At 52.9% G+C, this 18,236-nt stretch carries 12 protein-coding genes and 1 tRNA gene; 11 read left to right on the top strand and 2 right to left on the bottom strand.

The features are described 5' to 3' along the window. Positions 1–3 precede the first annotated feature (3 nt). The 6 genes from BARVI_RS02950 (at position 4) to BARVI_RS02925 (ending at position 11,170) form a co-directional block, all read left to right on the top strand. Positions 4–1,839, top strand: a complete 1,836-nt coding sequence (locus BARVI_RS02950; RefSeq protein ID WP_025277795.1) for a RagB/SusD family nutrient uptake outer membrane protein — start codon at positions 4–6, stop codon at positions 1,837–1,839. A 277-nt stretch (positions 1,840–2,116) separates the two neighbouring features. Beyond that, positions 2,117–3,688, top strand: a complete 1,572-nt coding sequence (locus BARVI_RS02945) for a sulfatase family protein (protein ID WP_025277794.1) — start codon at positions 2,117–2,119, stop codon at positions 3,686–3,688. 14 nt (positions 3,689–3,702) lie between these two features. Then, entirely contained in the window at positions 3,703–6,018 is a 2,316-nt protein-coding gene (locus BARVI_RS02940) for a beta-N-acetylhexosaminidase (RefSeq protein ID WP_025277793.1), read from the top strand. 104 nt (positions 6,019–6,122) lie between these two features. Next, complete coding sequence (locus tag BARVI_RS02935) at positions 6,123–7,685, top strand: sulfatase family protein (RefSeq protein ID WP_025277792.1); 1,563 nt, start codon at positions 6,123–6,125, stop codon at positions 7,683–7,685. Between the two features lie 42 nt (positions 7,686–7,727). Then, the gene (locus tag BARVI_RS02930) at positions 7,728–10,826 is read left to right on the top strand and encodes a glycoside hydrolase family 2 TIM barrel-domain containing protein (protein WP_025277791.1); all 3,099 of its coding nucleotides are present in this window, start codon (positions 7,728–7,730) and stop codon (positions 10,824–10,826) included. Between the two features lie 270 nt (positions 10,827–11,096). Next, a tRNA-Ala gene (locus BARVI_RS02925) sits at positions 11,097–11,170 on the top strand. A gap of 443 nt (positions 11,171–11,613) precedes the next feature. Here BARVI_RS02925 and BARVI_RS02920 read toward each other — a convergent pair. After that, complete coding sequence (locus tag BARVI_RS02920) at positions 11,614–13,554, bottom strand: hypothetical protein (RefSeq protein ID WP_025277790.1); 1,941 nt, start codon at positions 13,552–13,554, stop codon at positions 11,614–11,616. A 12-nt stretch (positions 13,555–13,566) separates the two neighbouring features. Beyond that, positions 13,567–14,874, bottom strand: a complete 1,308-nt coding sequence (locus BARVI_RS02915; protein WP_025277789.1) for a glycoside hydrolase family 16 protein — start codon at positions 14,872–14,874, stop codon at positions 13,567–13,569. Positions 14,875–15,255: 381 nt separating this feature from the next. Here BARVI_RS02915 and BARVI_RS13325 point away from each other — a divergent pair, with 381 nt between their 5' ends. The 5 genes from BARVI_RS13325 (at position 15,256) to BARVI_RS02890 (ending at position 18,155) form a co-directional block, all read left to right on the top strand. After that, complete coding sequence (locus BARVI_RS13325) at positions 15,256–15,405, top strand: hypothetical protein (protein ID WP_157232501.1); 150 nt, start codon at positions 15,256–15,258, stop codon at positions 15,403–15,405. 196 nt (positions 15,406–15,601) lie between these two features. Then, positions 15,602–15,982, top strand: coding sequence for a hypothetical protein (locus BARVI_RS02905; RefSeq protein ID WP_038534497.1), 381 nt, complete (start codon positions 15,602–15,604; stop codon positions 15,980–15,982). A gap of 207 nt (positions 15,983–16,189) precedes the next feature. Next, a complete protein-coding gene (locus BARVI_RS02900) occupies positions 16,190–16,873 on the top strand; it encodes a hypothetical protein (RefSeq protein WP_025277786.1) in 684 nt (227 codons plus the stop codon). Position 16,874: 1 nt separating this feature from the next. Next, positions 16,875–17,102 carry a DUF2188 domain-containing protein gene (locus BARVI_RS02895; RefSeq protein WP_316929392.1) on the top strand — a complete coding sequence of 76 codons (228 nt, stop codon included), beginning with the start codon at positions 16,875–16,877 and terminating at the stop codon, positions 17,100–17,102. 156 nt (positions 17,103–17,258) lie between these two features. Further along, positions 17,259–18,155: a diaminopimelate dehydrogenase gene (locus BARVI_RS02890; RefSeq protein WP_025277785.1), complete on the top strand. Its 897-nt coding sequence runs from the start codon at positions 17,259–17,261 to the stop codon at positions 18,153–18,155. The last annotated feature ends 81 nt before the right edge of the window (positions 18,156–18,236 follow it).

The following is an 18,236-nucleotide window of genomic DNA, read 5'->3' as shown; positions in this document are numbered from 1 at the left end:
AATATGAAATTGATAAAATATATATTCGCAATAGGGGTAGTGAGCCTGTCGATGACCGCGTGTGAAGACTGGCTCGAAGAGAACCCCAAATATTCGATGGACAACACCGTCATCTTCGATTCGCAGGAGACGGCCGAACAGGCATTGGACGCCTGCTATGGATACCTTACCTCGCAGGACTGTTTCGGGCAGGGCCTCTATGAAATGTCGGTAGGAGCGTCGGGACTGTCGTGGAGCCAGACCAACGGTTCGGAGGCCGACCGCTATGCTTCGTTGAATGCCTTGCCTGCCGGCGATGCCTTGTTGTGGGCTTGGCGTGGCCTGTATAAGGCAATACAGGAGTGCAACTCTTTTATCGTAAACATGAATGCCGGTACGTTGAGTGACGAGCTGAAAACCAATTATACGGCTCAGGCTTCGTTTATTCGAGGTCTGTGTTACTATTACCTCTCCATGATGTGGGGCGATGTGCCTTTGCGCATCGATCCTTCAAGTTCCGATGCGGTGTCGATGAAGAAATCGCCTTTCATCGATGTCGTAGACCGGATTTTCATCGACTGGAAATATGCCTATGACAACCTGCCCGAAGATGGCGAGCACATCGACGGATATATCGACAAGATGGGTGTGGCTGCCTATCTGGCCAAGTTGAACTGGTTGCTCTCCTGCAATCCCGATTTCGATGAGGCTCAACGCAAAGCCTATCTGAACGATGCCAAAACGTGGTGCGATATGGTGTATGGCAAATACTCCTTGCAGAGCCGCTATGCCGACCTCTTTGTCAATCATGTGCAGAACTCGCCCGAGTCGATTTTTCAAATCAACTTTACTACGGCTTCGGATTATTCGTGGAATCGTATGAACTGGATTTTTGCGGCCGATAATGCAACCCCGGGAACCGCCTATCAGCGCATTCGTGCTACCAAGGCGTTCCACGACTTCTTCCGGGGAACCTATCCGGGCGACCCTCGTTACGATGCCACTTTCCTCACCCGCTGGTACGATGTGAAGAGCGGTAGTTCCTATCACTATGTGAGCGACTCGGTCTATACCTATCCCTATAAGAGCTATAAGACCAAATCGACGAACCGTGTGGTTGATGCCGTAGCCTATATCCCGTATGACCAGATGGCCGACCCTACCAATCCTACCATCGATGAGTTGACCGCCTTGCAGGAGCAGTTCTATACCGAGAATACCACGACGGGCGAACATACGGTAGTCAATCTGGTACAGCAGTTTGCCCGTTCGGTGGGTGACCATGCCGGTTGGCCGCTGTGGAAGAAACAGATTGATTTCAACTGTCAGGCCCAGCAGAGCAACAATAATATCATTCTGTATCGTTATGCCGACTTCCTCTTGCTCATGGCCGATGTCTATAACGAACTCGACCAGACGGGACGAGCCATCTCGCTGGTCAACGAGGTGTTGAGCCGTGCTCGCAACTCGGTGACTCCTGCGGCTGCTCAGCCGGCCGACTTTGCCGCCGACCTGACGAAAGACCAGGTGAGAGACAAAATCTTCTATGAACGTCTGTTCGAGTTGGCCGCCGAGCCCGATATGTATATCGACATACGCCGGGGCGGAACCGAGACGTTGAAAAAGGCGCTCGAAATCGTGAATCGTCATCACATCACCTATGAGCACTGCGAGGGTGAAGCTCAGCACAACAACCCCGACCAGCGTTTCCGCGACCGTTATTTCGGTGCCGACGCTACCTTCTATGGTAAGGTTACCGACGAAAGTTTCTTGAAGAAGAATCTGCATTTGCCTATCCCGCACTCTGAACTGAGTGCCAATGACGGCCTCTCCGCAGCCGATCAAAATTATGGGTATTGATTTTGATTGTGAGGTAGATAATGAGTGGTCCCGGCATGGGCCGGGCCATTCATTATCTTGTTAATAACGATACCTGTTTGGAGGGGAGCAGACCCGCTGAATATTGTTCGGCTTTTGCAGGGCTGTTCACATTTTCTTTCATTATATTTTCATAATAATATAGGATGCGGCTCGGCATAGCCAAACGCTAAAAACTACGTTTTTGGTTTGTCTCTGCGCTCGCCTTTCGCTATATTTGAAAAATTAATATTTTGTTCAACCGTATATGCTTGTTTTTATGAAATCGATAGACTCTAATTGGTTTTATACCGTAGCTTCTCTGGCCGCTGTAGGTAGTCTGGTCTCTTGTCAGCAGAACAAAGAGCCTCAGCGTCCCAATATTGTGTACATCATGACCGACGATCACACGGCTCAGATGATGAGTTGCTACGATACCCGTTACATTGAGACGCCCAATCTCGACCGTATTGCCCGCGACGGCGTGCGTTTTACCAACAGTTTTGTGACCAATTCGCTGAGTGGACCCAGTCGGGCCTGTATGCTCACGGGTAAGTTCAGTCATAAAAACGGCTTTACCGACAACACTACCTGCAAGTTCGACGGTTCGCAGCAGACCATGCCCAAGCTCCTGCAACAGGCCGGCTACCAGACGGCCATCGTGGGCAAGTGGCACCTCGAAACCTTGCCTACGGGATTTGACTTCTGGGAGATTCTGCCGGGGCAGGGCGACTACTACAACCCCGATTTCATTACACAGAACAACGATACGGTGCGCAAACACGGTTATATAACCAACATCATCACCGACGAGAGTCTCGACTGGTTGCAAAACAAGCGCGACAAGAACAAACCCTTCTGTCTCTTTATCCACCACAAGGCCATACACCGTAACTGGATGGCCGATACCTGCGACCTGGCTCTGTATGAGGATAAGGAGTTCCCGTATCCCGAGACCTTCAACGATACTTACGAAGGCCGCCTGGCAGCAGCCGCCCAGGAGATGAGCATTGCCAAGGACATGGACCTGATTTACGATTTGAAGATGTTGCGTCCCGACAAGGAGAGCCGTCTGAAATCGATGTACGAGCAGTTCTACGGCCGCATGGACTCGGTGCAGAAGGCTGCCTGGGACCGCTTCTACGACCCCATCATCGAGCAGTTCTATAAGGAGAATCCGCAAGGCGAGGATCTGGTTCACTGGAAATACCAGCGCTACATGCGCGACTATGCCAAGACGGTGAAATCGCTCGACGACAACGTGGGTCGTGTGCTCGATTATCTCGAAAAAGAGGGTCTGCTCGACAACACGCTTGTGGTCTACACGTCGGACCAGGGCTTCTACATGGGCGAGCATGGGTGGTTCGACAAGCGCTTCATGTATGAAGAGTCGATGCACACACCGCTCATCATGCACCTGCCCAAGGGGCTCGACAAGCGGGGTGACATACCCCAGATGGTACAGAATATCGACTATGCGCCTACCTTCCTCGAACTGGCCGGGGTCACCGTGCCCGACGATATTCAGGGTGAGTCGCTGGTTCCGCTGTTGCGGGGCGAGTCGCCTGCCGACTGGCGCACTTCGATGTACTACCATTTCTATGAGTTCCCCGCCGAGCACATGGTGAAACGTCACTACGGTGTGCGCACCGACCGTTATAAACTCATTCACTTCTACAACGATATCGACGTGTGGGAACTCTATGACTTGAAGAACGACCCCTGCGAGATGCACAATATCTACGGGCAGGAGGGTACCGAGGAGATAACCCGCGAATTGAAGAAAGAGTTGAAGCGGTTGCAGATAAAATACGACGACCCTATCTTGAACGAGTTTCCTATTAACGAATAAATGAGGATTGGGGTATGAAGATTGGAAGTATAGGAATCGTATGCGCTTTGAGCCTGGCCTTTTCGGCTTGGGCGGGACAGTCGGCTGACAGGCCGGTTTTGCCGGTGATACCGGCCCCTATGGAATATATGGTGGACAGCGGCTATTTTTATTTTACGCCCGCAACGACCATCGGTGTGGAGTGTGAGTCGCAGTTGCAACTGGCATCGCGCTTTGTCGCCCTGCTGGGCCACACGGCCGGGTTTTTGCCCGGGGTGGAGGTGGGTGCTCCCGAAGCCGATGTGCAGTTCACGACCGTTGCGTCGATGGCCGATGAGGCCTACCGCCTGTCGGTGACGACCGGGCATGTGGCGATAGAGGCATCGGGCGATGCCGGATTTTTCTATGCCTTGCAGACTCTGCGTCAGCTGCTCCCGTCGGTCATCGAGGGGGGAGAACCCATTGCCCGGAATCTCTGCCGGATACCGGTGATGACCATCAACGATGCACCCCGGTTCGGATACCGGGGGCTCATGCTCGACGTGTCACGCTTTTTTATCCCCAAGGCCGATGTGCTGAAAATCATAGAAGTAGCTTCGATGTTGAAAATCAACAAACTGCATCTGCATTTGGTCGACGACAACGGGTGGCGTATAGAGATTAAGAAATATCCCCGGCTCACCCGGGTGGGAGCCTGGCGGGTGAAGCGCGACGAGCCCTTCCCCAACCGGCGTAACCAAGAGCCGGGCGAGGAGGCTACCGAAGGCGGATTCTATACTCAGGACGACATTCGGGAGATTGTGCGCTATGCCGCCGACCGGCAAATCGAGGTGATTCCCGAGATTGAGATGCCGGCGCACACCAACTCGTCGCTGGCAGCCTATCCGCAACTGGCCTGTCCCGTGGAGGACCGCTTTATCGGAGTCCTGCCGGGTATCGGTGGAAAGAACTCCGAGATTGTCTATTGTGCCGGGAACGACAGCGTGTTTACCTTTCTCGAAGATGTCATCGACGAGGTGGTCGAGCTCTTTCCCTCGAAATATATTCACCTGGGAGGCGATGAGGCCTCGAAAGTAAACTGGGCCCGCTGTCCCAAATGCCAAGCCCGCATGAAGGCCGAGCACATCGAACATATCGAGGAGCTGCAAAGCTACTTCATGACCCGCATGAGCAACTATGTGCGCAGCAAAGGCAAAGAGGTGATGGGGTGGGACGAACTCACCAACAGCACGCTGCCCGAAGGAGCTATCATTTATGGTTGGCAAGGCATGGGCAAGGCGGCACTCAAAGCTGCCGAACAGGGACACCGTTTCATTATGACGCCGGCCCGGATTCTTTACCTCATTCGCTATCAGGGACCGCAATGGTTCGAACCGGTGACCTATTTCGGGAACAATACGTTGAAAGACGTCTACCTCTATGAGCCGGTACAGAAGGATTGGAAACCCGCCTATGAGTCGTTGCTCATGGGGGTGCAGGCATCGATGTGGACCGAGTTTTGCAGCTCGGCTGCCGATGTGGAATATCAGCTCTTCCCCCGGCTGTTGGCTCTGGCCGATGTGGCGTGGGCCCAAAAGGGGACGAAAGACTGGCCGGCGTTTCTCTCCCGGCTGGACCGGGTGTTGCCCCATGTCGAGACCTTGGGTATGACCTGTGCCCGGTCGATGTACAACATCGACCATAAGGTTACCCCCGAGAAGAAGCGGTTGCGGGTAATGCTCTCGTGCATCAGACCCGATGTGGAGATACACTATACCTGCGACGGTACCGAACCCACGATTGCATCGCCACGCTATGACGACTCGTTTACGGTCGATGCCTCTACCTGTGTCAAAGCTGCAACCTTTGCCCAGGGCGTACAAATGGGTAAGACCCTGACTCTCGACTTGCAGTGGAACCTGGCTACGGGCAAGCCGGTGATTGCGTCCAACGAAAACAGCTATGTACTCACCAACGGCGTGCGGGGCAGCTTGCGCCACACCGATTCCGAGTGGACGGGCTGGTACGACCAGGACGCGTCGTTTGTGCTCGACCTGGGTAAGAAGACACCGGTGAGCGAGGTGAGTCTCGGCTGCATTACCAACTCGGGTATGGCGGTTCACAAACCCGCCGTCATACGGCTGTCGGTCTCGAATGACAAGAAGAACTACCGCCAAATAGGCGAAATCGTCTACACTCCCGAAGAGATATTTGCCAATCGCACGGCGGTCGAAGATGCCCTGTTTGACAATCTCGATGTGAAGACCCGTTATTTGCGGTTTGAGGTGAAGAACCCGGGAGTCTGCCCGAAAGGCGATGTCCGCGAGGGGCAGAAGATTTGGATGTATTTCGACGAAGTGATTGTAAAATAACAAGCCTTTCCTCGCTATCCATTAGAGGTAGCGAGGACACACACAAACTTTTATAGAATTGCGCTTCTCTCTTCACGACGAGGAGCAATTGATACATGAATATCATGAAGAAAGAGATAAAATCGATACCGTTTATTGTTCCATTGATTACCTTGCCTTTGCCCATTTCGGCTCAGGCCGCCGAGCGGGAGGCTCCCGAGTCGGCTACCCCTAATGTCATTTTCATTTATGCCGATGATATAGGATATGGCGATTTGAGTTGCAACGGAGCCAAAACCATCAGTACCCCTCATGTAGAACAGTTGGCCGCCGAGGGGGTGCGGTTTACCAATGCCCATAGTGCGGCGGCAACGAGTACACCGGCCCGTTATGCCATGCTCACCGGCGAGTATGCTTGGCGACGTGAAGGTACAGGTATTGCCGATGGCGATGCCGGTATGATAATCCGCCCCGACCGCTATACGATGGCCGATATGTTTCGCGATGCCGGCTATGTGACCGGAGCCATCGGTAAGTGGCATTTGGGGCTGGGCGACAAGAAAGGGACACAAGACTGGAACGGACTCATTTCGCCCAATCTGTCGGATATCGGGTTCGACTACTCCTACATCATGGCCGCTACGGGCGACCGGGTGCCTTGTGTCTTTGTCGAGAACGGTCGGGTGGTGAACCTCGATCCCAACGATTCGATTTTTGTGAGTTATCAGAAGAACTTTCCCGGTGAACCTACGGGTAAGAACAACCCCGAGTTGCTCACCATGCTCCCTTCGCACGGGCATAACCAGAGTATCGTGAACGGCATCTCGCGCATCGGATTCATGAAGGGCGGCAAGTCGGCCCTGTGGAAGGACGACCAGATTGCCGACGAGTTGACCGGCAAGGCCGTCGACTTTATCGAGCAGCACAAGGACCGCCCCTTCTTCCTCTATTTCGCCACGCAAGATGCCCACGTGCCCCGGGTACCCAATGCCCGTTTTGCAGGCAAGTCGGGTATGGGGCCGCGAGGCGATGTGCTGTTGCAGTTCGATTGGAGTGTGGGCGAGGTGATGGCCACGCTGAAACGGCTGGGACTCGACCGGAATACCATCGTGATTCTATCGAGCGACAACGGGCCGGTGGTCGACGACGGCTATCGCGACCAGGCGGTCGAGTTGCTGGGTAACCACAAACCGGGCGGACCCTTCCGCGGAGGGAAGTACAGTTCGTACGAGGCCGGTACGCGGGTGCCGTGTATTCTTCGTTGGGCCGGACATGTGGAGCCTGCGGTCTCCGATGCGCTGGTCTGCCAGCTCGACTGGTTCTCTTCACTGGCCTCGTTGCTGGGCGTGGAGATACCTGCCGGAGCCGCTCCCGACAGTGAGAACTACTGGAATGCCTGGCTGGGTAAAGACCCTCTGGGCCGTCCCGCTCTGGTGGAGCAGAATGCCCAGAATAACCTGTCGATCATTACGGCCGACTGGAAATATATCGAACCGGGCAAGGGAAGTCCCTATAACCGCAATGTGGGTATCGAGACCGGCAACAGTCCCGACCCTCAGTTGTACGACATGCACAACGACCTCGGTGAGAAGAACAACGTGGCCAACCGTCACCCGGCGGTTGTCGAGGAGCTGTCCCGGCAGTTGAACGCCATTAAGGACGGTCGGGTAGGGCTTCCGTTGGAATGATGTGAAAAGAATAATTTTTTTTAATCTATACTTTTTGAGACCATGAAGAAAATGATATGGACAGGGCTCTGCCTCCTGGCGTTTTTCCCCGGAATTGTGCAGGCCCAAAGCAATCAGCCCGAGTGGCAGAGCCAATACGCCACGGGGCTGAACAAGTTGACTCCCCATGCCTATGTGTGGCCTTATGAAGCGGGCAATGTCGAGGCCATTCGCGAGCAGGCGTGCGAGTCGTCGCCCTATTACATGAGTTTGAACGGCGCCTGGCGATTCAACTGGGTGCGCAACCCCGATACGCGTCCGGCCGATTTCTATCGTCCCGACTACTATGTGGGCAACTGGAACGAAATCGAGGTGCCAGGCAACTGGGAGCGTCAAGGTTATGGTACGGCCATTTATGTGAACGAGACCTACGAGTTTGACGACCCCATGTTCAACTTCAAGAAGAATCCGCCGCTGGTACCCTATGCCGAGAACGAGGTGGGTTCTTACCGGCGCACCTTCACCGTGCCCGAGTCGTGGGAGGGTCGCCGCATCGTGTTGTGCCTCGAAGGGGTCACCTCGTTCTACTACGTGTGGCTCAATGGTGAGTTGCTGGGGTATAATCAGGACTCCAAGACTCCGGCCGAGTGGGACGTGACCGACCGGGTGAAACCGGGCGAGAATGTCCTGGCCGTCGAGGTTTACCGCTGGAGCGCGGGCTCGTATCTCGAATGTCAGGATATGTGGCGGCTGAGCGGCATCGAGCGCGATGTCTATCTGTACAGCACGCCGCAACAATATATTGCCGACTACAAGGTGGTGTCGCCGCTCGACCGGCAGCAATACAAGGACGGTGAACTGTCTCTTGCCGTGCATGTGGGGGGCGCTCGTGATGCCGAGCAACCCACGGTGGCTTACGAACTGCTCGATGCCGACAATCGGGTGGTTGCCCGTGACGCCCGTCGGGTAGATGGCGACAGCATCGTCACCTTCGAGCGGGTAATCCCCGACGTGCAGCCCTGGAATGCCGAACACCCCTATCTCTATACGCTGGTGGTGAATCTGCAAAACGGAGCCGGCGGGGTAGTCGAGACCACCGGGTGCACCGTAGGCTTCAAGACTTCGGAAATCAAGGAGGGACGCTTCTGCATCAACGGAGTCCCCGTCTTGGTGAAGGGGGTGAACCGCCACGAGTTCTCCGACCGGGGACGCACGGTGAGCAAGGAGCTGATGCTGAAAGATATACAGCTCATGAAACAGCACAACATCAATACGGTGCGTTGTGCCCACTATCCCAACCACCCCTATTGGTATTACCTGTGCGACCTCTACGGCCTCTACGTCATCGACGAGGCCAACATCGAGTCGCACGGCATGGGCTACGGCCCGGCTACGCTGGCCAAGGATACCACTTGGTTGAAGGCGCACATGGACCGCACGCGCCGCATGTATGAACGCACCAAGAATCACCCCTCGGTATCGATCTGGTCGTTGGGCAACGAGGCCGGCAACGGCAGCAATTTCGAGGCGACCTACCGGTGGCTCAAATCGGTCGAGACTAACCGGCCGGTACAGTACGAGCGTGCCGAACAGAATTTCAACACCGACATCTACTGCCGCATGTACCGCAGCATCGACGAGATAAAGGCCTATCTGGCCCAGCCCGACATCTACCGTCCCTTTATACTGTGTGAATATGCCCATGCCATGGGCAACAGCGAGGGCGGTTTGCAGGACTATTGGAAGGTGTTCGAGTCGGAACCCATGGCACAGGGCGGCTGCATCTGGGACTGGGTAGACCAGTCGTTCCGCGAGGTCGATGACCAGGGCCGCTGGTATTGGAGCTACGGCGGCGACTACGGACCCGAGGGAATCCCCTCGTTCGGCAGCTTCTGCTGCAACGGTCTGGTCAACGCAGTCCGCGAGCCGCACCCCCATCTCCTGGCTGTCAAGCATGTGTACCAATATATCAAGTCGACCCTCACCGATGCCGACAACCTCACCGTCACGGTAAAGAACTGGCACGACTTTACCGACCTCGACGCCTATACCCTGCACTGGAACGTCACGGCCGACAACGGTACCGTTGTGGCGCAGGGCGAGCGGGTAACCGCCTGCGCTCCGCACGAGACGGTAGCGATTACGCTGGGTGAGGTGAAGCTGCCCCGCGACGCTCGGGAGGCCTATCTGAACCTCAGCTGGACTCCCAACCAGGCCACGGCCTTCATCAAGACCTCCGACGAGGTGGCCTACGACCAGTTCCTGCTCGAAGCCAATCCCCGATATGAGGCGAAGGTCAATCTGCCCTCGGGGCGGTCGTTGAAGCGCGACGGCTATACGTGGAGCAACGACCGGGTATCGGCCACTGTTTCGCCCGAGACCGGCGCCTTGGTATCATATACCTACGACGGCACCGAGATGCTGGCCCGTCCGCTGTTGATTTCGCTCTACCGGCCTTTGACCGAGAATGACAAGAAGGACAAGACCAGTGGCAAGTTGTGGGAGAAGGCCGGCCTGTCGACGGTGTCGCAACAGGTGACCTCGATCGAGCCGACCCGAAACGGTTTCGAGGTAGCCGTATTGCTCACCAACGGCCAGGGGAAAACGATAGGAACGGGTAGTCTCTCCTACGTTATCGACCGCAAAGGAGTGTTGACGGTGAATACCGTATTCACGCCCGATACCATGGTGGTGAAATCGTTGCCGCGTGTGGGGCTGACCTTCGGTATGCCGGCCGGGAACTGTCGCTGGGTGACCTATCTGGGACGGGGCGACATGGAGACCTACGTCGACCGTCTTGCCGGCAAGATTGCCATCTACGAGACCAGTCCCGACGAGATGTTCCACTGTTACGTGGTGCCTCAGGCTACCGGTAACCGCACCGATACCCGTTGGGCTACGCTGTGCGACGAGGCCGGTAACGGCTGGAAGGTCACGGCCGACAAACCCTTCCAGTTTAGCGCCCTGCCATACACCGATACCTGCATCGATGCCGCTACCCATGTGAACGAACTGCAACCCGACGGCACCGTCACCGTGCATCTTGATGCCGCTCAGACCGGTGTGGGTACCGCCACCTGTGGCCCCGGCGTACTGCCGGCCTATTGGTTGCCGCTCGACACCTACCGCTTCGGGTTTACCTTTGTGCCTGTGGTGAAATAAAAACCAAATACCTGCATGGCGTAGAGCCACGCATCACACCGCCCCGGGAGAGAACGATCTCCCGGGGCGGCTCTTTTCAATGGGCCCGAGTGGGAGGAATAGGACAGGATAGGGCATACTCTTGGAACCGTAGTCGAAAAACAGGAGAGAAGGTAAACCTTTTACATGTAGTGAGTTACCTGCAAAACAATAATTTTTTTGACGAAAAAAACGGAATATGCTTGTGAGGTTGAAAAAAACGACTTATCTTTGCAGCGCAAATCAGCAGAAGGGGTATTAGCTCATCTGGCTAGAGCGCGACACTGGCAGTGTCGAGGTGAGCGGTTCGAGTCCGCTATACTCCACGTTCCAAATATCATTTGAGTTTGTAAAAAGAGTTTCTTCCCAAGGGAGAAACTCTTTTTATTTATACACTTTTCCTCGGGGAAAGGGTGGCTAAGGGAGAAGACTAGTTTTCCCCTGTTTTGACTGTTGATTAAGAAGTCGGCCTAGTCGACAAAATTCAGGTCTGATTTCGTAAAGTCCTCTCCTCGGTATTACCCTTGTGCACCATGCCGGAGCAGACGAGGTGAGGCAAAGGGACCCTTCGTAAAGGTCTGCTGCAAAAACAGCCAGCCCCGAATATGATGTAAATATCCGGGGCATGGCTTTCGCGATGATAATGAACGGAAGTGATTGGAATCTGCTTGAATGTTTTTGACCGATGTAAGATTTGAACTTGCTTTGTTCGGGAGGGCGTTGCCGGGGCGATAAAATATATCTTCTCATTGGTTTTCCCCGGTGACAGTTAATCCCACAGGTCGGGTATGGGTGAATGGCCCACAGCCTCGGGTGCTTTGTCTGTGGGAGCCTTTGTCCCGGCATGTATGTCGTAGAGCGAGTGGGCGGTTGCTATGGCAGCCTCGACCATATAGGGGTAGGGGCGGTCGGTCACATCGATAAATCCGCAGTTGTAGTTTTCGCCGTCGTTACGGCCGTTGATGTTTTGGTCGGCCCATCGGAACCAGCCGGTACCGATCAGGCCCGGGTGGGCAAATGCGTTTTCGGTGTAGTATCGGAAGGCTTCGCCCCGCTCTTTCTGACTGTTGACCTGCCACAACGATTGGGCAAGTCCCCGGTCGACGGTACCGAAGTGGTACTCGCCGATAATCATGGGCAGTCCCGATATTTTCAAGGCGTGGTCCAGTTTGCTGGGGTCGGGGGCCAAGGCGTAGCAGTTGAAGCTGAGGGCATCGAACGACTCCTTGCTGATGCGCAGCAGCTCGTCGTCGAGCTGTTCGATGTAGCCGTAGCGGATACCCAGATTCAGGTGATTGGGGTCGTGCTTTTTCAATGCTTGCGAAATGGTGGTCATGAGCTTCTCGAAGGTGGTATAGATAAAGGCCTTGCGCGATTGCGGGGTGTCGCCCTGTTGCTGTAAATAGGTTTGTAATGCTGCCTTGATGGGACGGTCGTTCCCTTTCAGAATGAGCGTGCAGAGCCGATCTTCCTTGGAGACCCAGGCCGGTTCGTTGCCGATGAAGTAGCCGATGAGCCACGGATTATCTTTGTAGTCGGCTACCTGGCGCGCTACCGCTTCGTCTATTCGGGTTGGGAAGCGAGGTTCATATACGTCCATGAGTCCCATCAGTTCGTTCTCAAAACCAATCTCTCCGAGGGGAATGATAAAGGCCTTTCGGTTGTGGCCATAGATTTCGGGATCGGACCAGTTGGCGATGGTGTTGAGGCCCCATTTGTCCATGCGTTTCAAGGTCATTTCGCAGGCCTGGTCGATGTAGTCTTCGCCGTAGCGGCGGAACAGGTTCCAGATGCCGAACGAGGCCGCATTGGTTTGAGGCGACACGCCGGGAGCCTCGACAAACAGTTCGCGCGGCGGCAGCTCCTGGAACAGGTTGGTGCATTGGTCGATGTTCTTGGTATAGGTGTCACCGGCCGGAGCTACACAGTCGACCCCGTAGGAGAGGAACAGATAGCCGTCGGGATCGACCAGCCACCAGCGACCGTCGACGAGCTGAGTCCTGAAAAATCCGGTCGCTGCCACCCGTTTGTCTTTATAGCCTCCATAGCGGGAGTAGTTGAAGTCGTCGGCCTCGTCGATGGTCTTTATCTCTTGGTCCCACTCCTGTTGCAACTGCTCTTCGGAGTGGATTTTCCCCTCAAAGTCGCCCAGGTTCCATTGCCCGAACCGGTCGAATGCCGGGACCTTTTCCAGATAGCGGTCGCCCGGATCCTCTTTGGAGAGGGTTATGGAGCGCAGTTTTATTTGCGGGTTGCCGATGGGTGCCCGCATGCGTATGCCTATCGAGTCGACCCCCGTCAAAGGGCCCCGTTGTCCACCCAGATTGATCCAGCCGGTTACGCGGGGCTGGTTCGAGGTGGCTGCGATGTCGTGGCGTGCCGTAGGTAACTCTCTGAAAAAGCGCAGGGGGATCACCAGTTTGTTCCAGCCATTGGCCACATACGAGACGAGCCGCAACTCGTTATATCCGTGGTCGGTGGTGAATCCTAATTGAAACCGTTGGGGGGTGGTAGATCGGAATTCGATAGTGACATAGTCGTAGTCGCTCCAATCGGACGGGAGGTCGGGTGCAATCTCTTTCAAGGCAATCTTTTTGCCCGAGACAATCTTGTTGCTGTCGAAGTCGAAGGTGACCGTACGGTCGGGCTGGCAGCCCCACAAGCCGAGTATAAGGGCGCATATCCCGCAGCGGAAAATACTTTTTTTCATGGTGATGATTCTTTATGGTTTGGAAGGAAGAGGTATCGAGTAGTCGATCGAGTCTTGGGCAAAGACCCGCACATAGTCGACATACATGTCGGAGGCATTGCCGAACCGTTGCAGGTCGATAGGCCACCCGCTTATCCCGCCGATGGCGTAGTTGATGAGGAAGAACAGGGGCTTCGTCTTCGAGATTTCGTTGGTGGGGTGCCTCAGTACCTCGATGCCGTCGAAGTAATAGACTGTTTCGTCGACTCCTACATAAAGTCCGTAGGTGTGGAATGTAGTCGACCAGTAGGACTTACCGCCCAGTTCCTGTATGGGTACCCGTCGGTTGAACCGTTGCTTGTCACTTCCGTCGGGATTTTTCTGGCCCCAAAAGTGGCTGGTGATGGAGTAGCCCGGGTGGTTGGGATTTCCTTTCCCCACGCCTCCATAGGCCTCGATAATATCCAGCTCGTCGCCGTTGATTCCCCGGTCGATGCTGGTGAGTGTCCAGAAGGCTGGCCAAGTGCCCGGAGCCGACTGGGCGGTAAAGCGGCATTCGAGGTAGCAGGGAGCCTGTGCGAAAAATCCCTCTCCGTCCATGTTGACCGACGAAATGAGTCCGGTGCTGCCCGCGCTGCCGGGACGTTTGCGGGCCTTGATGCGCAGGTAGGTATCTACCTGCTCAAACGGATTGTCGTCGCCGTCGACATCGGCGAAGGGCCAGCCGCTGAAATCGCCATAGCGGGGCTTATGGGCGCAGTAGCGGGCGTTGCGTCCATCGTTCGAGATGGAGAGCGGACTATCGAAATCGTCTTGAAAGACGAGCTTTAATCCCCGGGCCTGCATGGGAACCGTGTCGGGTATACCGTAGTTCCATTTCGAGCCGGCCGTGTTGTAGAACTGTAATTCAAAAATATCCTGTTCGCCCTTTTCGTTTTGGCCATACAACCGTATGTTGACCGGGCCGTAGGGGAATTGCCGGGCTGGGAACTCGAAAGTGATTCCCGAGTCGTCGGCTATTGGTGTGCCGTTGGCTACGAGATTGACATCGTGCCCCCAGCCGCACGGATTCTGAGCCGAAGGTTGCTGCCAGCAGCGGGCCGACAGTCGGGTCATGCCCGGAGCCTTTACGACGATGGTCGTATCGCGGTCGATGACCGAGCGGGGAGCCGGCGAGACAACCTCGATCGATTGAATCCAGTTATCGGTGTCGGAGTCGTTGCGGTTGAAATTGAAATCGGCGTAGACGCTGGGCGTTTGTGCCGGTTGTGCCAAGGCGGGAGAGAAAAACGGTATGGTCGAGAGCAGCAAGCAAAAAGCCGTTTTTGTACGAGTGTTCATAGTTCGATGGTGTTTTTGTGTCATGAATTAGATAAGATGTGCAAACCTGAGGTTGCGGAACCTTTCTTTTTTAAGACGGCGGAAATGGTATTTTGTGGACGGGGTTTGGGAAAAATTTTTGGAGCTTGTCTTTTTATCGGTGGGCGTGAGCTTGTTGTTTGTTTTGTGTGTGGCTTTACCAGAGCCTTGAAGACGAATGAACAACGGAGCTTGCGCCCTTTTTGTATAACTGCTGCCGGGATTCCGGCAGGCACAACGGTTGGGAAATAGGAACTTTATTACAATCAACAATAAATAGTCCGGAGTCTTTGCAAAATATAGGGATAATATACGATATGTTTTCTCGATTGATAACGGATTCGTGATGGTGAGTAAATTTTGATGAACGACTCCATTCTTGACCCCAACGACTGGGATCGTGAACACAACGACGAGAAGTATATTTTCAACCTGCTGCTACGTATTATCAACGTATCGGTACAAACCGTAGAAATGGTAGAAGAATTACCCAGCCTGAAACTAGAGAAGTAAGTAAAAAGATAAACTACGAATAAGAGAAAATGTTATATAGGAGTTTGTAGTTTGAAAGATGCAAGATTTAAGTTTGTTGAGCGATTATAACAGTATTATTATAAATATAGAAAACTGAAAAATATTTTTATTGAGAAAAATTTGGAGAATAGTTTAAGATTGTGTATATTTGTGGCATAAACAAAAAAATAGAGATATGGCACTTGTGTTATATGAAAATAATGAGTCAAGCGGAAGGCTTAAATGTACGATACAACAAACCGGTAGGCTCGGTTTTACGGATGTAACGGCAAAGCAATTGCGATTGCATGAGGTAGATGCTGTGCAATTTGCAAGAGATGATCAAGAAAAAGATGCTTTGTATTTAATAAACGATGTAAGCAAATCTGGACCAAACGCGTTTAAAGTGTGTAAGGCAGGTATGTATTATTATGTAAATACCAAGCACCTTTTTGAAGAGTTGGGCCTCGATTTTGAATCTAATACTATTATATTTGATTTAAAGAGAGAACCAAAATATAAGGAAATGGAAGTATATAAAATGATAAAAAGAGTATTGCCGAGAAAGAAAAAATAGAATAAAAATGGATTGATAAAAAAAGGATATTTTAGTTGCAGCCAAAATATCCTTCAGAGATAGAAATAATATAAGCGCTCCCAACGCATACGACAAGACTGCTCATCTTGTCTCTATTTCTGTTTCTGTTTTCTTTTGCAAAGGTACAATATTTTGTTGACTTTTGCAAGAGGGTTGGCCGCATAAATTTATAAATATATAAATTTGATGATAAATATTTTTTCAACCCCAAAGGTTTCGATAAACCCCCTGATTGCTTTCGTCGAAGCGACGGAGCGTCGAAAAATATCGATTGTGAAAGGCCAAAAGAAGCCCTCAATATTCAAAGTTGCTCCATACGCTACGGCAAGAGTTGCTATGAAAAATTATGTAAAAGGAGATTTCAATGAGGAATGCATCTATGATGCGATTAAAAGATTGAAATCTCGAAGCGTAAGTTCGGAGTGGGCAAGGAATAATGTTGAAAATTCGATTCTTGCACTGAGACACTTTATCGGCATAAATTTTCCCAGCAGAGTAGGTAAAATTCATTGTAGCTTTTCAAAACCGGAGAATAAGGATTGTCTATGTGCAGGTGTTCAAATTACAGTTGCTCCAGACCTGATCATGCGTTGGGAAGATAATGGGAATCGATATGTAGGTGCTATAAAATTCCGTATTGTCAAAAACAAATTGAATTTTACAGCCGGACGTTTAGCAGCTTCCTTGTTATCTTACTATTTGCAGAAATCTGTTGCCGAACCGGGTGAGATTGTAGACAATGCGCATTGTTTCTTTGTCGATGTGATGGACGATATTATATATCCGGCACCACTGGACATTTCCCCTTCCTTGGGAATAATAAACAATGCTTGTTCTGAATACTCTACTCTATGGAATAAAGTAGCTTGAAATGGGTATGGGAAAGAATCAACATGTTGTACCTCATAATGGTCTGTGGGCCATTCGAGGAGAAGGAAACAGGCGCGTGTCGGTAGTTACGCATACCCAACAGGAAGCTATTGAGATAGCACGTAAAATTGCCCAAAATCAAAAGTCGGAGTTGTTTATTCATCGACCTAATGGACAAATACGAGATCGAAATAGCTATGGAAATGATCCATATCCCCCCAAGGGATAAATGATAGTATAGAGGAAGGCGGTAAAGTCTTCCTCTATTTTGTAATAAGGTTATGGATTGTATTTAGAAAAAATTGCTCTTTTCCCGAGGGCGAGGTTTTATTCTTCACGCTCTTTTTTGTATCTTTATGCCCCAAAACGTAAATAAGAAAAAGATATGAAGAAAATCAGAGCTGCCATCGTAGGTTATGGCAATATAGGCCGTTTTGTATTGGAGGCCTTGCAGGTTGCTCCTGACTTTGAGATTGCGGGAGTGGTGCGCCGTCGGGTTACCGAGGTGCCGATGGAGTTGACACCCTATCGGGTGGTTACGTCGCTCGACGAGCTCGAAGCCGTCGATGTGGCTATTCTCTGCACGCCTACGCGCGAGGTGGAGCATTATGCCATGAAGGCTCTCGAAAAGGGTATCCGCACGGTCGACAGTTTCGACATTCACACCCAGATAGGTGACTTGCGCAAGACGCTCGACGCACAGGCCAAGGCGCACAACTCGGTGGCCATCATCTCGGCCGGTTGGGACCCGGGTACCGACTCGGTGGTGCGCACGCTCATGGAGGCTTGTGCCCCCAAGGGGATTACCTATACCAATTTCGGCCCCGGCATGAGCATGGGTCACACGGTAGCCGTGAAGGCGATTGCCGGTGTGAAGGCTGCCTTGTCGATGACGATTCCGTTGGGCACGGGCATTCATCGCCGCATGGTTTACATCGAGCTTGAAGAGGGGTACAAGTTCGACGAGGTGGCCCGCGCCATCAAGAGCGACGACTACTTTGCCCACGACGAGACTCACGTGATGCAGGTCGAGAGTGTTGATGCTCTCAAAGACATGGGTCACGGGGTGAACATGGTGCGCAAAGGGGTATCGGGCAAGACGCAGAACCAGCGTTTCGAGTTCGACATGACTATCAACAACCCGGCCTTGACGGCGCAGATTCTGGTGGGTACGGCTCGTGCCGCCATGTTGCAGCGCCCCGGTTGCTACACGCTCATCGAGATTCCTATTATCGACTTGCTGTATGGCGACCGTGACGAACTGGTGCGCCGGTTGGTATAATGTAATGAAAGAATCGGGGAGGGCGATTCTTGTTTTCTCCGACAAATATGTATCTTTGTCCCTGCCCGGGTGTTTGCACGG

The sequence above is a fragment of the Barnesiella viscericola DSM 18177 genome (assembly GCF_000512915.1).
In the GTDB taxonomy this organism is placed as follows: Bacteria; Bacteroidota; Bacteroidia; order Bacteroidales; family Barnesiellaceae; genus Barnesiella; species Barnesiella viscericola.
The sequence above is the reverse complement of the archived record's forward strand: the minus strand, read 5'-3'. Positions and strand labels throughout refer to the sequence as shown.

What these genes read in the sequence shown, in the direction of transcription:
- BARVI_RS02950 (WP_025277795.1), top strand. Translation starts at nt 4, where the DNA reads ATGAAATTGATAAAATATATATTCGCAATAGGGGTAGTGAGCCTGTCG.
- BARVI_RS02945 (WP_025277794.1), top strand. Translation starts at nt 2,117, where the DNA reads ATGAAATCGATAGACTCTAATTGGTTTTATACCGTAGCTTCTCTGGCC.
- BARVI_RS02940 (WP_025277793.1), top strand. Translation starts at nt 3,703, where the DNA reads ATGAAGATTGGAAGTATAGGAATCGTATGCGCTTTGAGCCTGGCCTTT.
- BARVI_RS02935 (WP_025277792.1), top strand. Translation starts at nt 6,123, where the DNA reads ATGAAGAAAGAGATAAAATCGATACCGTTTATTGTTCCATTGATTACC.
- BARVI_RS02930 (WP_025277791.1), top strand. Translation starts at nt 7,728, where the DNA reads ATGAAGAAAATGATATGGACAGGGCTCTGCCTCCTGGCGTTTTTCCCC.
- BARVI_RS02920 (WP_025277790.1), bottom strand. Translation starts at nt 13,554, where the DNA reads ATGAAAAAAAGTATTTTCCGCTGCGGGATATGCGCCCTTATACTCGGC.
- BARVI_RS02915 (WP_025277789.1), bottom strand. Translation starts at nt 14,874, where the DNA reads ATGAACACTCGTACAAAAACGGCTTTTTGCTTGCTGCTCTCGACCATA.
- BARVI_RS13325 (WP_157232501.1), top strand. Translation starts at nt 15,256, where the DNA reads ATGAACGACTCCATTCTTGACCCCAACGACTGGGATCGTGAACACAAC.
- BARVI_RS02905 (WP_038534497.1), top strand. Translation starts at nt 15,602, where the DNA reads ATGGCACTTGTGTTATATGAAAATAATGAGTCAAGCGGAAGGCTTAAA.
- BARVI_RS02900 (WP_025277786.1), top strand. Translation starts at nt 16,190, where the DNA reads ATGATAAATATTTTTTCAACCCCAAAGGTTTCGATAAACCCCCTGATT.
- BARVI_RS02895 (WP_316929392.1), top strand. Translation starts at nt 16,875, where the DNA reads ATGGGTATGGGAAAGAATCAACATGTTGTACCTCATAATGGTCTGTGG.
- BARVI_RS02890 (WP_025277785.1), top strand. Translation starts at nt 17,259, where the DNA reads ATGAAGAAAATCAGAGCTGCCATCGTAGGTTATGGCAATATAGGCCGT.